Source organism: Methylobacterium sp. J-076, assembly GCF_022829405.1.
In the GTDB taxonomy this organism is placed as follows: domain Bacteria; phylum Pseudomonadota; class Alphaproteobacteria; order Rhizobiales; family Beijerinckiaceae; genus Methylobacterium.
In genome coordinates this window covers 19,476-32,603 of the sequence record NZ_JAKSXW010000115.1, presented here as the reverse complement: position 1 = coordinate 32,603, position 13,128 = coordinate 19,476, and the positions used below count along the sequence as shown (strand labels likewise).

Annotated in this window: 16 protein-coding genes; 10 read left to right on the top strand and 6 right to left on the bottom strand. The window is 70.5% G+C overall.

The genetic code is table 11. The features are described from left to right. Positions 1 to 1,623: a calcineurin-like phosphoesterase C-terminal domain-containing protein gene (locus MKK53_RS10475; protein ID WP_243928637.1), complete on the top strand. Its 1,623-nt coding sequence runs from the start codon at positions 1 to 3 to the stop codon at positions 1,621 to 1,623. Between the two features lie 10 nt (positions 1,624 to 1,633). Here the strand turns inward: MKK53_RS10475 and MKK53_RS10470 are convergent, their stop codons facing one another. Beyond that, complete coding sequence (locus tag MKK53_RS10470) at positions 1,634 to 2,212, bottom strand: type 1 glutamine amidotransferase domain-containing protein (protein ID WP_243928636.1); 579 nt, start codon at positions 2,210 to 2,212, stop codon at positions 1,634 to 1,636. A 168-nt stretch (positions 2,213 to 2,380) separates the two neighbouring features. Here MKK53_RS10470 and MKK53_RS10465 point away from each other — a divergent pair, with 168 nt between their 5' ends. Further along, a complete protein-coding gene (locus MKK53_RS10465) occupies positions 2,381 to 2,584 on the top strand; it encodes a hypothetical protein (RefSeq protein WP_243928635.1) in 204 nt (67 codons plus the stop codon). 7 nt (positions 2,585 to 2,591) lie between these two features. Here the strand turns inward: MKK53_RS10465 and MKK53_RS10460 are convergent, their stop codons facing one another. Further along, positions 2,592 to 2,987, bottom strand: a complete 396-nt coding sequence (locus MKK53_RS10460; protein WP_243928634.1) for a hypothetical protein — start codon at positions 2,985 to 2,987, stop codon at positions 2,592 to 2,594. Between the two features lie 359 nt (positions 2,988 to 3,346). Between MKK53_RS10460 and MKK53_RS10455 the strand changes: the two genes are divergently transcribed. Next, on the top strand, positions 3,347 to 3,556 hold the full coding sequence (locus tag MKK53_RS10455) for a cold-shock protein (protein WP_243928633.1): 210 nt from the start codon (positions 3,347 to 3,349) through the stop codon (positions 3,554 to 3,556). 154 nt (positions 3,557 to 3,710) lie between these two features. Further along, entirely contained in the window at positions 3,711 to 3,947 is a 237-nt protein-coding gene (locus MKK53_RS10450) for an AsnC family transcriptional regulator (RefSeq protein WP_243928632.1), read from the top strand. Positions 3,948 to 3,950: 3 nt separating this feature from the next. On the opposite strand, the gene MKK53_RS10445 is transcribed toward MKK53_RS10450, so the two are convergent. After that, positions 3,951 to 4,766 carry a 3'(2'),5'-bisphosphate nucleotidase CysQ gene (locus MKK53_RS10445; RefSeq protein WP_243928631.1) on the bottom strand — a complete coding sequence of 272 codons (816 nt, stop codon included), beginning with the start codon at positions 4,764 to 4,766 and terminating at the stop codon, positions 3,951 to 3,953. Between the two features lie 519 nt (positions 4,767 to 5,285). Between MKK53_RS10445 and MKK53_RS10440 the strand changes: the two genes are divergently transcribed. Then, positions 5,286 to 5,762 carry a DUF6101 family protein gene (locus tag MKK53_RS10440; RefSeq protein WP_243928630.1) on the top strand — a complete coding sequence of 159 codons (477 nt, stop codon included), beginning with the start codon at positions 5,286 to 5,288 and terminating at the stop codon, positions 5,760 to 5,762. 19 nt (positions 5,763 to 5,781) lie between these two features. Here the strand turns inward: MKK53_RS10440 and ubiA are convergent, their stop codons facing one another. Both ubiA and MKK53_RS10430 read right to left on the bottom strand, forming a co-directional pair. Then, a complete protein-coding gene (ubiA, locus tag MKK53_RS10435; RefSeq protein ID WP_409564308.1) occupies positions 5,782 to 6,747 on the bottom strand; it encodes a 4-hydroxybenzoate octaprenyltransferase in 966 nt (321 codons plus the stop codon). Further along, positions 6,744 to 7,286, bottom strand: a complete 543-nt coding sequence (locus MKK53_RS10430; protein WP_409564303.1) for a hypothetical protein — start codon at positions 7,284 to 7,286, stop codon at positions 6,744 to 6,746. Before MKK53_RS10430 ends, ubiA begins: the two co-directional genes overlap by 4 nt. Positions 7,287 to 7,504: 218 nt before the next feature. On the opposite strand from MKK53_RS10430, the gene MKK53_RS10425 reads away from it, so the two are divergent. The 5 genes from MKK53_RS10425 to MKK53_RS10405 all read left to right on the top strand — a co-directional run bounded on the left by MKK53_RS10425 (position 7,505) and on the right by MKK53_RS10405 (position 11,368). Next, positions 7,505 to 8,257 carry a 16S rRNA (uracil(1498)-N(3))-methyltransferase gene (locus MKK53_RS10425; protein WP_243928629.1) on the top strand — a complete coding sequence of 251 codons (753 nt, stop codon included), beginning with the start codon at positions 7,505 to 7,507 and terminating at the stop codon, positions 8,255 to 8,257. A 281-nt stretch (positions 8,258 to 8,538) separates the two neighbouring features. Then, entirely contained in the window at positions 8,539 to 9,906 is a 1,368-nt protein-coding gene (locus MKK53_RS10420) for a glutamate--cysteine ligase (RefSeq protein WP_243928628.1), read from the top strand. Between the two features lie 103 nt (positions 9,907 to 10,009). Then, positions 10,010 to 10,426 carry a hypothetical protein gene (locus MKK53_RS10415; protein WP_243928627.1) on the top strand — a complete coding sequence of 139 codons (417 nt, stop codon included), beginning with the start codon at positions 10,010 to 10,012 and terminating at the stop codon, positions 10,424 to 10,426. Positions 10,427 to 10,504: 78 nt separating this feature from the next. After that, positions 10,505 to 10,756, top strand: a complete 252-nt coding sequence (locus MKK53_RS10410; protein ID WP_243928626.1) for a sulfurtransferase TusA family protein — start codon at positions 10,505 to 10,507, stop codon at positions 10,754 to 10,756. Positions 10,757 to 10,798: 42 nt separating this feature from the next. Then, positions 10,799 to 11,368, top strand: coding sequence for an NUDIX domain-containing protein (locus MKK53_RS10405; protein ID WP_243928625.1), 570 nt, complete (start codon positions 10,799 to 10,801; stop codon positions 11,366 to 11,368). 148 nt (positions 11,369 to 11,516) lie between these two features. Here the strand turns inward: MKK53_RS10405 and MKK53_RS10400 are convergent, their stop codons facing one another. After that, positions 11,517 to 12,995, bottom strand: a complete 1,479-nt coding sequence (locus tag MKK53_RS10400; RefSeq protein WP_243928624.1) for a GumC family protein — start codon at positions 12,993 to 12,995, stop codon at positions 11,517 to 11,519. Between the last annotated feature and the right edge of the window lie 133 nt (positions 12,996 to 13,128).

Below are 13,128 nucleotides of genomic sequence, written 5' to 3'. Positions count from 1 at the left end.
ATGCCGCCACTGACCCGCCGCGAGACCCTTGCGGGCGCCGCCGCCATGACGCTCCTGGCGGGGGGCTCCGCCACCGCGGCGGCGGGCGAGGCCACGGGCACCGTCTACGGACTGGACGGCGCGACGCGCGCGCCGCTGCCGAACGTGCTGGTGTCGAACGGGCGCGAGGTGGTCCGCACCGACGGCCAGGGCCGCTACCGGTTGCCGATGCCGGGCGACGGCGCCGTGTTCGTCGTCAAGCCGGCGGGCTACGCCCTGCCCCTCGACGCGAACAACGTGCCCTGGCACAGCTACATCCACCAGCCGGAGGGCACGCCGAAAGAGCTCGGCTTGCGCTACCGCGGGGTGGAGCCGACCGGGCCGCTGCCCGCCTCCATCGACTTCACCCTGACCCGGGCGGACGAGCCCGAGGATTTCGACGTCCTGCTGTTCACCGATCCGCAGCCGGAGAGCCGGCGCGAATTGGACCATGTCCGCGACACCGCCGTCGCGAGGGCGATGACGATCCCGGCGGCCTTCGGAATCACCACCGGCGACGTGCTGTTCGACGACCTGTCGCTCTACGCGCGCTCGAACGCCATCGTCGGGCGGATCGGGCTGCCCTGGTACAGCCTGCCGGGCAACCATGACCTGAACATGCAGGCACCGGACGCCCGCTACAGCCGGGAGACGTGGAAGCGCATCTTCGGGGCGCCGTCCTTCGCCTTCCAGCACGGCAAGGCCCTGTTCGTGATGCTCGACAACGTGGTCTGGCTCGGTCCGCCGGTCCCGGTCGGCGCCAACACCTACGAGGGGCGGATCGGCGAGCAGAACCTCGCCTTCCTGCGCAACCTCCTGGCGGAGGTGCCCGCCGACACCCTGATCGTGCTGGCGACCCACATCCCGCTGCACACCGACGCGACGCCGAGCGGCCCACAGAACAACACCGCCGACCTGCCGCAAGTTCTCGACATCCTGCGCGGGCGGAAGGTGCTGGCGATCTGCGGGCACACCCACACCACCGAGCACCATTACCTGGCCGAGGGCCTGCACCACCACGTGATGACCGCCGTCTCGGGCTCGTGGTGGAGCGGGCCGGACACCCGCACCGGCATCCCCTCGGCGGACAGCCGCGATGGCACACCCAACGGCTTCCACGTCCTCTCGGTCCGCGGCACCCATTACGAGACCCGGTTCGTCCCCGCCCAGGGCGAGCCGGACGGGGCCATGCGGATCGCCTTCGAGAGCCAGATCCGCAGCGGCGCCCCCGAGGTGGTGCGGGCGCTCCGCCCGATGGAGGCCCTGCGTCCGCCGATCCCGCAGGATGCCCTCGGCGACAGCACCCTGGTGGTGAACGTCTTCGACGGCGGCCCCAAGACGCGCCTGTCCTACCGCATTGGCGCGGGGGAGCCGCGACCGATGGTGCGCACCCGCCGGCCGGACCCCTTCGTGACGGAACTCTACGCCCGGTATCCCGACACGAAGAAGAGCTGGGTCCAGGCCATCGCCTCGTCCCACATCTGGGCGGCGCAGCTCCCGGCGGACCTGCCGCCGGGGGCGTACCGGGTCAGCGTGGAAGGGAGCGACGAGTACGGTCGCCCCCTCCGCTCCGCCGCGGTCCTCGAAGTGACCCGCGGCGTCTGACCGGCCCCGATCAGGCGGCGAGCTGGCGCGCGCCGTGGCTGCCTTCGCCGATCTCCTCGATGATCTTCTTGCAGAAGGCGTCGAGGTCGTCGGGCTTGCGGCTGGTGACGATGCCCTGATCGGTGACGACCTCCTGGTCGTGCCACTTGCCGCCCGCGTTGATCACGTCGGTCTTGATCGAGGGGAACGAGGTCATGTCGCGGCCCCGGGCCGCGCCGGCCTCGATCAGCAGCCACGGGCCGTGGCAGATCGCGGCGACGACCTTGCCCGACGTGAGGAAGCCCTTGATGATCTCGATCGCCTTGGGCTCCAGGCGCAGCTTGTCGGGGTTGATCTGGCCGCCCGGCAGGACGAGGGCGTCGAAGCCGGAGGCGTCGAGGGTCTCAAGGTCGGCATCGACCTTCACGTCCTTGCCCCAGTCGGTCTTGTCCCAGCTGCGGATGGTGCCCTCGCTCTTGCGGGACTTCGGCGCGGCGATGGTCACGGTGGCGCCGGCCTCGGTGAGCTTGGCCTGGGGCACGGTGAGCTCGGTCTCCTCGAAGCCATCCGTGGCGATGATGAGGATCTTGGCCTGCTTGATGTCGGTCATGGCGGGGGCTCCCGTTCGTGGAATTGCCCGGCAAACCGAGAAGGAGGCCCGCTGTTCCACGCCGGGACGGGGGGCGCTTCGCCTCACCGTCCGCGCCGCGGCCGCACCCGGAACAAGCGCCACCCCCGGCCCGTTGGACGACGCCCGGACACAGGCAGGAGTGATGCGATGGCCAATCCCGGAATTCCCGAACCGACCCCCGGCGACCTTCCGCCCCAGCCGCCGACCCCTGACGTGGAGCCCGATATCGGGCCGACCGGTCCGCGCACGCCCTATCCCGTCAACGATCCCGGCATCGGGGAGCCCGGCGGCCCCGGCTCGGAGCCGGACGTCTTCCCCGGCTCGCCGACCGATCCCGGCACGCGGATGTGACGGACCGTCAGTGACCGCCGTGTGAGGCGCGGATGTCCCGTGGCGCGTTCAGAATCTCGGAGAGGCTCGTCGCGACGTGGCGGGCCTCTTCGTCCGTCAGGCGCAGCTGGAAGGGCGGAAGCGCCCCGGCCTGGAACGCGACGACCGCCTGGCCGTCCTCGTCGGTGCCGACCTCGATGGCCGCCGACGTCACGTCGAGCATCGCCATATCCTCGCCCAGGGCATCGGCGCCGTCCGGTTCATCGCCCTCGTCGGTTTCGTCGATGGCCGTGAGCAGCTGCCCGACGGCGCGCATGAGCGCCCGGGCGGCCCGGGCGTCCATCACCACCGCCGTCGCCTGATCGTCCTTTTGGAAGGAGAGCTGGATGTTCGCGCCATCCAGCGAGACCGAGATGCCTGCCATATACCGCCCGGAAGCCGATGATTCCGCCCGCCCCGGCCAAAACCGTCGGTGCGGCGGACGATCCTTGGGCCAGCCGTAAGAGGCTGTCCCTCCTGTTCTATATGCACCGGTGGCCGCGGGAATCCCAGGGGCGCGACAGCCGCGGACGAGGTCGGGCCCGGTTGCGACCGAGTGGACGCCTTGTTGCCGCCGCAGGCTCGGACTATCTAGGAGTGTGGGGGGCACACCTGTCGAGACCGACGCTCACGCGAAAGGTTCTGTGTCTCGCGCCCCGCCGCTCTGGCCCACCAGAAATACTTTCGTGCGAATCGCGGCCTCGTTGCTGCGCGCATGATCTATGGACGAACGAGGTACACTACGTGAATACCGGCACTGTAAAGTGGTTTAACGAGACCAAGGGCTACGGTTTCATCCAGCCCGACGACGGCGGCAAGGACATCTTCGTCCACATCTCCGCCGTCGAGCGCGCCGGAATGCGCAATCTGGTCGAAGGTCAGCGGATCACTTACGAGGTTCTGCAGGACAAGCGCAGCGGCAAGGACGCCGCCGCCAATCTCCAGGCCGCCTGAGCTTAGGCGAGACTGACGGGGCCACCCCTCTCGGGCCCCATCGACAGCCGCCCCGGACGCGAATGCCGTCCGGGGCAGCGCATTCGACCCATAATGAGAAACGACGCCGAGCACGCGGGACGTGCCGGTCCAGACAAGAAAAGTAGATTATTCAATGCAGTTCGAGTTCACGCGGCGCCGCTCTGTCCGCTCCCCCGTCACCGATGCGCCCACCTTCCGGGTCGGCCGCCTCGCCGCCGCCGGTCACACCGACCGCTCCGGCCGGGATCTGAGCCATCTGATCGACCGCTCCTACAACTACCATTCCTCGCGCGAGCTTCACTGGCATCTGGCCGACCGTCTCGGTCTGGCCCCGGGTGCCGTCACGCTCCGGGAGACCATGGCCGCCTGAGGTTCAGGCGCCCCAGGCTGCGATCACCGGATCGCGCAGGGCCCGGGGGAGGGCGACCAGTTCACCGTGGACCGGGTCCGGCCGGTTGTAGACCGTCGCCTCGCCCGTCAAGGTGCAGACGGCGCCACCGGCCTCCCGCAACACCAGATCGGCCGCCGCGAGATCCCAGTCGCGGGCGTCCGACGAGATCATCCCCACATCGACCGAGCCATCGGCCACCCGCACGAGGCGCAGCGCCAACGACGGGATCCGGTCGATCCTCACGAAATCCGGGTTCGGACCCGCGCCCCGGGTCAGCCGGTCGAGCATCGGCTTCGGGCCGGTGATGCGCGACGCCTGCAGGCTGTCCCGCCCGGCGACCACGATCTTCGTCTCATCCTTGAACGCACCCTGCCCGCGCACCGCCTCGTAGGCCACGTCGAGGGCGGGGGCGTGGACGAAGCCGATCACCGGCTCGCCGGCCTGGAGCAGGGCGACGGCGATCGACCAGTCGGGATGCCCGGACAGGAACGCCCGGGTGCCGTCGATCGGATCGACGATCCACACGAGGTCACGGCCGAGCCGGGCCGGGTCGTCCGCCGTCTCTTCCGAGAGCCAGGCCGCCTGCGGGACGAGTTCGCTGAGGCGGATCTTCAGGAAGGTATCGACCGCGACGTCGGCCTCCGTGACCGGTGACCCGCCCGCCTTCGACCACACCCGGGCCGTCGTCTGCTTCCCCTGCCGGAAATACGGGCGCGCGATGGACGCGGCCTCGCGCATCACCGTGCGCAGTTCGGGCATCAGCTCCGCCACGCTCGCGTCGGTGAGGGATTGGGGCATCGTGCTCCTGCGGCGGGCTCGTCGGGCAGCAGCGCGGAGCCTGTCGCATGGGAAGCGACCGGCGCCGAATTCTGCAATCTGGGGAAGACCGGGGTGCGATCCTTGTTCCTGTTCTAGGGCCGTTCCCGACCGAGTTGCAACACGGGCGCCTCCCTCCCACGGCCTCGGCGTGGACGTGCGCCCGGCGAGGCCGGGATGCGAGGGGGCTCCCCATCGGTGCCCCATCCCGTCGTGGCGGGTCGGTGGTTCGCCGCGCCCGCGAAGACGGGCGTGGGGCACGACCGCGGGCCGCGTGCACGCCTCAGTAAGATGAATCGATATTGAAGCGTGATTGCAAGAAACCATTGAGCATTCAAGGAAGCATTGAGCATTCCACCAGTGAAGCCCCCGTCCAGAATCGCTTAAGGACAGCTCTTAAGGCGTAACGAGGGAGGTCGATGCGATTTTGCTGCGCATAACGGAAGGCCCCCGAGGGGTCGCCACTTGCGGGAATCGCCTGAGGGCGGTGAGGTTCGAACGATGGATACGCGCACCGACAGCCACGCACCGGTCCTGGCGATGCCCGCCTTCGCGGCGTCCCGCCTGCCGGTGATCGGCCGCCTCGCCGCAGCCCGCCCGGCCGTGGGCGTGGCGCTCTCCTATGCCGAGGACGAGGCGGACCTCTGCGACGAGGACCGCTTCCACCTGCTCCTGGTCGATGCCGAGGGGCAGACGCTCCAGCAGCTCGGCCCCTTCCTGGAAGAGGATGTCGTGGCGACCTGGCGCGACCTCGCCAACCGGGCCGGTCTGGTGCGGATGATCGTCCGGGAGGACGGTGTGCTGGTCCCGGTGTCGCAGCAGGTCGGCCGGCTGATGCTCGGCAAGATCCGCATCCGCCGCCGGCATGCCGGCCTCGGCGCCCGCCGTCCGCGCTTCCTGGCCCGGCGCAAGACCGGCCGCCTTCCCGCCCGGCCGCAGATCTTCCGCGGCGAGGCCGAGATCATCGCCCGGTCGTGAACCCTCGTCCCACGAACCCCTAGGACAGGCCCCGGATCACGGCATCGGCCGTGAGACCCGCGAACAGGATCAGACCCGCATCGCGGTTCGACCGGAACAGCCGCAGGGCGCCGGCCCCGTCCCGCTCCTGAAGCCGCAGGACCTGCCACCCGAGGTGCCCGGCGAAGGCGGCGACGCCGAGGAAGCCCACCGGACCCGCCCCCGCCCGCCACGCGGCGAGGCCCACGAACCCGGCCGCCAGCCCGTAGCACAGCCCCACCGCACCCTTCAGCCGCCGGCCGAACAGCCGGGCCGAGGAGCGGATGCCGGCGATCTCATCGTCCTCGATATCCTGCACGGCGTAGATCGTGTCGTAGCCGACGATCCAGGCCACCGCCCCGGCGTAGAGCAGCAGGGGGGCCGCATCGAGCTGCGCGAACACGGCGGCCCAGCCCATCAGCGCCCCCCAGGCGAAGGCCAGCCCGAGCACGAGCTGCGGCAGCGACATCACCCGCTTCATGAACGGGTAGATCGCCACCGGCACGAGGGAGAACAAGCCGACGAGGATCGCCGTCCCGTTGAACTGGAGCAGCACCGCCAGCCCCACGAGGGCCTGGGCGAGGAGGAACAACGCCGCGTGCCGCACCCGGAGCTGGCCCGAGGGAAGGGGGCGCAGGCGCGTGCGCTCCACCTTCGCGTCGAGGTCGCGGTCGGCGATGTCGTTGTAGGTCGAGCCCGCCCCGCGCATGGCGACGGCGCCCACCAGGAACAGCAGGCAATCCACCGGGTCGGGGAAGGTCCTGTCGGCGGCGATGGCCGCGAGCGCCGCGGACCACCAGCACGGCAGGAGCAGGAGCCACCAGCCGATGGGCCGGTCGATCCGCGCGAGGCGCAGATAGGGACGCCATGCCGCCGGAGCATGGCGATCGACCCAGTGCCCGGCGACCGCGTCCGCGGGACGCCCGTCCCGGAAGGCGGCGCCGTCAGCGGGTGGCAGGGTGCTCAGAGCGCACCCTGCGGCAGCTTGAACGAGCCGCTCAGGCCCGGGCCGCCGAGGAGGCCGCCGCCCCCGCCGTTCTGCGCCTGGGCGCGGGCCTGCGATTCCATCTTCGCGGCCTGGGCGGCGACGCCGCAGATCTGCGTGCGGATGCCCGTGACCTTGGCGTTGTCGGCCTTGAAGCCCTCCGCGAACGAATCGGGGATCGAGCACCATTCCCTGTTGGCGGCGATCCACTTCATGCCCTCGCCGCCGTTCGACACGAGCCGGTTGAAGAGGGAGCAGGCCTCGGCCGGCGTCATCTTTTTCTTCGAGGTCGAGGCCGCGTTGGCCTTCGCCACGAGCGCCTTGCGCTCGGCCAGCGTCTTCTGGATGCCGTTGCAATCGTTGGCCGCCTTCGGGGCGGGCGCCACCGGCGTCGCCATCGGCGCTGTCGACATGGGTGCCGCCGTCATCGGCTGGGTCATCGACTGCGCGTTCACCTGGCCGGACACCAGGAGGCCGGCCGCCAGCGACGCCGCTCCCAGCACGAAGCTCCTGTAGGTCATTCCGAGATTCCCCTCGCCTCACCGCCTCGATCCGCAGGAGCGTTTCGAGATCGTTACCACGGGCTTCGCCATAGGAATGTGGCGTCAATCGAGCATGGACGTGCAACTCCTGTGAGGCGGGGGGGAGGAGTGCGATATTCGCCCCCTGTCACCGGGGCGCCACACCGGGCGCGGCGGGGTGCGTTGACTCCCGTCCGTGCCCGCGCGACGACCCGCCGATGCCGGCCTACGACTTCAAAGCGCCCCGCCTGTACGTGGAGAGTGCCCTCGCGGCCGGGGGGGTGCTCCCCCTCGAGCGGGCGCAGGCGAACTATCTGCTGAACGTCCTGCGCCGGGGCGAGGACGACCCTGTCCTCGTCTTCAACGGGCGGGACGGCGAATGGCATGCGAAGCTGGTCGCCACCGGCCGGAAGGACGGGGCGCTCCACCTCGTGGCGCAGGTCCGGCCGCAGCACCCGGCCGCCGACCTTCATTACCTGTTCGCGCCGATCAAGAGCGCGCGGCTCGACTACCTCGCCCAGAAAGCGGTGGAGATGGGGGCGGGGGTGATTCGCCCGGTCCTGACGCGGTTCACCCAGGGCGACCGGGTCAACATGGAGCGGCTGCGGGCCAACGCGATCGAGGCAGCCGAGCAGTGCGGGATCCTGGCCATCCCCGACCTCGCCCCGCCGCTGCGGCTCGGGGAGGCCCTGGCGGGGCTGGAGGCGGAACGGCTTCTGGTGTTCTGCGACGAGGATGCCCCCATCGCCGACCCCGTCCGGGCCCTGGCGGGCGCGGCCGATCCATCGACCCCCACGCCGCTCGCCGTGCTGGTCGGGCCGGAGGGCGGGTTCTCGGAGGACGAGCGGGCGGCGATCCGGGCCCGGCCGAACACGCTCGCCCTGTCCCTCGGGCCGCGCATCCTCCGGGCGGACACCGCGGCGGTGGCCGTCCTGGCCCTCGTCCAGGCCGTCCTGGGGGATTGCCGGTGACCCTTCGATGCGGGTGTGCCCGCGCACATCCCTCGCCGTGGGCGGGGCCGCGATGCCGCCAAGCTCCACAGTGAGGGTTGGCGCGCCGGTTTCGCCGCGTTGTCCGGCAGGGCGCTCTCAACTATGTGCGTGGTCGGACGCCGTTTGCGCCGCAGGATCCCTGTGGCAGGACGGCAGCCCGTCCGAAGTCCCGTTCGAGGGACGGGGTCTCACCGGGCGGGACGACCGGGCGACCGGCGCGCCGCCATCCGAACGAATCACGATTCCTGGGTAGGCAGCGCATGGCGCGCGACTCCGACGACACCACGCCGCTGACGACGCGCGCCGAACTGATCGAGTGGTTCGCCGCCGGCGAGAAACCGCGCGACCGGTTCGCCATCGGCACCGAGCACGAGAAGGTCCCCTTCTACAAGGCGGACCACCGGCCGGTGCCCTATGCCGGCGAGGCCGGGATCGGCGCGCTCCTCGAAGGGCTCGGCCGCGAGACGGGTTGGGAGCCCATCACCGACCGCGGCGCCGTCATCGGTCTGGCCGCGAGCGAGGGCGGGGCCATCTCCATCGAGCCCGGCGGGCAATTCGAGCTGTCCGGCGCGGCGCTGCCCGACGTCCATGCCACCATGGCCGAGCTCACGGCGCATCTGGACGCCGTGAAGCGGGTGGCCGATCCCCTCGGCATCGGCTTCCTCACCCTCGGCATGAGTCCGAAATGGCGGCGCGAAGAGACGCCCGTCATGCCCAAGAGCCGCTACCGCATCATGGCGGGCTACATGCCGAAGGTCGGCAGCCTCGGCCTCGACATGATGCTGCGCACCGCGACGGTGCAGGTGAACCTCGATTTCCGCTCGGAGGACGACATGGCGCGCAAGATGCGCGCCTCCCTCGCCCTCCAGCCCGTGGCGACCGCCCTGTTCGCCAACTCCCCCTTCACCGATGGGCGGCCGAACGGCTTCCTCTCCCGCCGGTCGGAGATCTGGCGCGACACCGATGGCCACCGCACCGGCATGCTGCCCTTCGCCTTCGAGGCGGGGTTCGGCTACGAGGCCTATGCCGACTGGCTGCTCGACATGCCGATGTATTTCGTCAAGCGCGGCGATATCTACCACGACGTCTCGGGTGCCTCGTTCCGCGACCTGATGGAGGGCCGCCTGCCGCAGATGCCCGGCGAGCGCGCCACCGTCGCCGACTGGGCCAACCACGCCTCCACCGCCTTCCCCGAGGTGCGCCTGAAGCGCTTCCTCGAGATGCGCGGCGCCGATGTCGGCGATGCCGGCATGATCGCGGCCCAGGCCGCCTTCTGGACCGGGCTCCTCTACGACGAGGGCGCCCTCGATGCGGCCCTGGACCTCGTGAAGAGCTGGACCGCCTCGCAGCGGGAGGCCGCCCGGGCCACGGCACCGCGGCTCGGCCTCGCCACTCCCGTGGGCAAGCAGACGCTGGGCGAGGTCGCCGCCGAGGCCCTCGCCATCGCCCGCTCCGGCCTCAAGGCCCGCGCCCGGCGGGACGCGGCCGGGCACGACGAGACGGGCTTCCTCCAGCCCCTCGAGATGATCGTCGCGGCCGGGCGCACCAAGGCCCAGGACCTCTTGGACGCTTATGAGTCCCGGTGGGACATGTCAGTCGATCCCTCGTTCGAGGAATGCGTTTTCTAGGTTTCAGGAGCGCGTGCGCCGCGGGGCGCCCGGTTTCAGGTGGAACGTCTTCCCGGCCGAAGCTGTTTTGGCTGCAGAGACCGTTCAACTGAAGGCAATCGGCATGTCCCGCATCGCTTCCTTCGCCGTCGGCATCGTCACCTCGCTGGCGCTGGTCGCCGGCACCCTCACCGGGGCCGAAGCGGCGCCCCTGCCGGCGCAGACCGGCGCCAAGGTCGCCGGTGAGAACACCGTCATCGATCACGTTCGCTACCGTGGCTATGGCTACGGGTATGGCCGTGGCTACCGCCGCGGCTACGGCGGCCGGGCGGCCGGTGCCCTCGCGGCCGGTGCCGCCCTGGGTCTGATCGGCGGTGCGATCGCCGCGAGCGCCGCCCCGCGCTACGGCTATGGCTACGATTACGGCTACGCCCCGTCCTACGGCTACGGCTACGCCCCCGTCGCGACCTACGGCTACCCGGCCTATGGCTACGGTGGCTATGGCGCCTACGGCGGCGGTTACGAGGGCTACGGCTGGTAAGCAGCCCTGGTCCTTCAAGGCCCTCGACCTTAAGACGCTCCCCGTTCCCGGCCGATCCCGGGGGCGGGGAGTTCTGCATTGAACGGGACCGATCACACCGTCCTCGACCTCGCCGGGCTGAAATGCCCGCTGCCCGCCCTGCGCACGCGCAAGGCCCTGCGCGGGCTTCCCCCCGGCGCGACCCTCGTGGTCCTGTGCACCGATCCGATGGCGGCCATCGACATCCCGAACCTCGTCCGGGAGGAGGGCGCCCGGCTCGAGGCCGTCGAGCGGAACGGCGGCGATCTGCGCTTTACGATCACCGCCTTCGCGATGCCGCCGCATTCTTGAACGATCCGCAATGCAACGAATGCTGCGGGACGGTCAGCCAGAATGCCAGCACAGATCGGTGGAGTGCGTGTCGTTCATGACGGGTGGGCACGGTTCCTCGTCGCCGAGGTGATCCAGCCCGACGGGACGCGGATCAGCCGGGAGGTGGAGGACCATGGCAGGGCTGTCGCCGTCCTGCCCTACGACCCCGAACGGCGGGTGGCGACGCTCGTCTCGCAACTGAGGGCGCCGCTCCTCTATGCCGGCGGACCCGACAGCATCATCGAGATACCCGCGGGCCTTCTGGAGGACGAGGCGCCCGAGGAGGGTGCCCGGCGCGAGGTGACCGAGGAGACCGGGCTGCGGCTCGGCCCCCTCGACCTCGTCGCCAGCGCGTGGTCGATGCCGGGCCTGTCGACCGAGCGGATGGACCTGTTCCTCGCGACCTATGCGGCGGCCGACCGGCTCGGGGCCGGCGGCGGCCTCGCCAACGAGGGCGAGGCGGTGACGGTCCACGAGATCCCGCTGGCGGAGCTGGCGGCGATGGTCACCCGCGGCGCCCTGGCCGACATGAAGACGCTGGTGCTGCTCTTCGCCCTGCAGATCCGGCGGCCGGACCTGTTCGCTGCCTGAGACGGCGCGGGCGTCCCACCGGAACGTCGTTTTCCGTGTGGGGGACCCGGCCATCAGAGGCGCGGGGGCTCCGTTTCCCGCAGGGCGGGGACGGGGGGCGAGCCCCTGTCCCCGTATGTCCTGAGGACCCCGCCTCCGGGGGAGGCCTTCAGGCGTCCGCGGCCCGGAAGCTGCGGGGGGCCGACTGGCTCGCCTGCTGGCGCAGGGAGCGGCGGCGGTCCGCGTCGGCCCCGAGCAGCAGGGCCACGCCGGCGCCCAGGCCGAGGCCGAGCAGCAGGGCCACCGGCAGCACCACCTTCGGCGAGGGCGGGAAGGTCCGCTGGAGGGCGGGCGTCGCCACCGAGATGATCCGCACGTTGGTGCTGTTCAGGCGCTCCTGCTCGCTCGCCTCACGGGCGCGGCGGAGATAGGCCTCGTAGACGCCCTTGCGGGCCTCCAGGGTCCGCTCCAATTCGCGCAGGCCGACATAGGCGCGGTCGCTGGCGGTGGTCTCGGTCTTCACCCGGTCGAGGTTGGAGCGGATGGCGGCCTCGCTGGCGGCGGCGCGGTCGTAATCCTTTTGGAGCGTGTCGATGATGCGCTCCTTCTCCCGCTGGATCAGCCGCTGCAGGTCGCGCTGCTGGGCGTATTGCTCCGCCATGGCCGGGTGGCGCTCGCCGAGGCGGGTGGCCAGCTCGGCGGTGTTGCGCGAGAGGGTGGCGTATTGCTGCCGCAGGGCCTGCATTTCCAGGGATTGCAGCATCTCCGGGAGGGCGGTGCTCGGATCGGACGTGCGCATCTTCCGGGCCTGATCCAGGCGCGACTTCGACTCGGCCGTCTTGATCGAGGAGCCGACGACCTGCTGGTTCAGGTCACCGAGCTGCTGGTCCGTGAGGAGCCGGCCGCTGGAGGCGACGAGACGGTGCTCCTCGCGGTAGCGCACCACCTGCTGCTCGGCGTCCTCGACGTCGCGCTTCAGGTTGGCGAGGCGGCCCGCCAGGGCATCGGAGGCGCGCTTGGCGGATTCCATGCGGGCGAAGGATTCCTCGGCGAAGTAGGCGTCGCCGATGGCGTTGGCGATCAGCGCGGCCTTGGCCGGATCGCGGGACTGGACCGCCACGTCGATCACGAAGGTCCGCTCGGGACGCCGGACGATCATGTTCCGCTGCAGCGTGTCGAGGGCGATGTTGACCCGGTCCCGGCTGACGGCGGGCGGCAGCGTGCCCATGACGCTGCGCAGCCAGTACATGACCGGGTTGGTGGCCTCGGGCCGGACGAACTCGTCGTCCTGGTCGAGGTGCAGCTTCTCCACGACGCGGCGCAGGACGTTGTCCGACTGGATCACGCGCACCTGGCTCTCGGCCATGGAGACGCCGCTATCCGCCTGGGGAGCGCGGGCGTTCACGTCGTTCTCCACGACGCGGAGGTCGGTCGGATCGACGAGCACCTGGATGTTCGACGTGTAGCTCGGCGGAAGCAGGCCGAGCACCACCACCGCCAGGGCGACCATCAGCAGGCCGCCGAGCACAATGAAGGCCGAGCCGCGCCATAGTCGCCGGGCGATGGCCCGCGCATCCGTGCGCGGCCCCATCTCCGGCAACACCATACGCACCGGCTCGCCACTGATGCGTGTCGAGAAGTCGAACATACGCCTCGCTCCTGGACTCTCGTTTCGCCGCTCGCTTGTCTTGATCAGGAACAGTTCGTTTCGTTCCTGGACAGTTGAACCGGTTTGACGACTAACTCAAGATCGATGTCGCAATCGGCATACCTGCCTTAGA

Coding starts and splice junctions, on each gene's coding strand:
- MKK53_RS10405 (WP_243928625.1), top strand. CDS start 10,799: ATGCCAGCACAGATCGGTGGAGTGCGTGTCGTTCATGACGGGTGGGCA.
- MKK53_RS10420 (WP_243928628.1), top strand. CDS start 8,539: ATGGCGCGCGACTCCGACGACACCACGCCGCTGACGACGCGCGCCGAA.
- MKK53_RS10445 (WP_243928631.1), bottom strand. CDS start 4,766: ATGCCCCAATCCCTCACCGACGCGAGCGTGGCGGAGCTGATGCCCGAA.
- MKK53_RS10475 (WP_243928637.1), top strand. CDS start 1: ATGCCGCCACTGACCCGCCGCGAGACCCTTGCGGGCGCCGCCGCCATG.
- MKK53_RS10465 (WP_243928635.1), top strand. CDS start 2,381: ATGGCCAATCCCGGAATTCCCGAACCGACCCCCGGCGACCTTCCGCCC.
- MKK53_RS10470 (WP_243928636.1), bottom strand. CDS start 2,212: ATGACCGACATCAAGCAGGCCAAGATCCTCATCATCGCCACGGATGGC.
- MKK53_RS10425 (WP_243928629.1), top strand. CDS start 7,505: ATGCCGGCCTACGACTTCAAAGCGCCCCGCCTGTACGTGGAGAGTGCC.
- MKK53_RS10430 (WP_409564303.1), bottom strand. CDS start 7,286: ATGACCTACAGGAGCTTCGTGCTGGGAGCGGCGTCGCTGGCGGCCGGC.
- MKK53_RS10400 (WP_243928624.1), bottom strand. CDS start 12,995: ATGTTCGACTTCTCGACACGCATCAGTGGCGAGCCGGTGCGTATGGTG.
- MKK53_RS10440 (WP_243928630.1), top strand. CDS start 5,286: ATGGATACGCGCACCGACAGCCACGCACCGGTCCTGGCGATGCCCGCC.
- MKK53_RS10450 (WP_243928632.1), top strand. CDS start 3,711: ATGCAGTTCGAGTTCACGCGGCGCCGCTCTGTCCGCTCCCCCGTCACC.
- MKK53_RS10415 (WP_243928627.1), top strand. CDS start 10,010: ATGTCCCGCATCGCTTCCTTCGCCGTCGGCATCGTCACCTCGCTGGCG.
- MKK53_RS10460 (WP_243928634.1), bottom strand. CDS start 2,987: ATGGCAGGCATCTCGGTCTCGCTGGATGGCGCGAACATCCAGCTCTCC.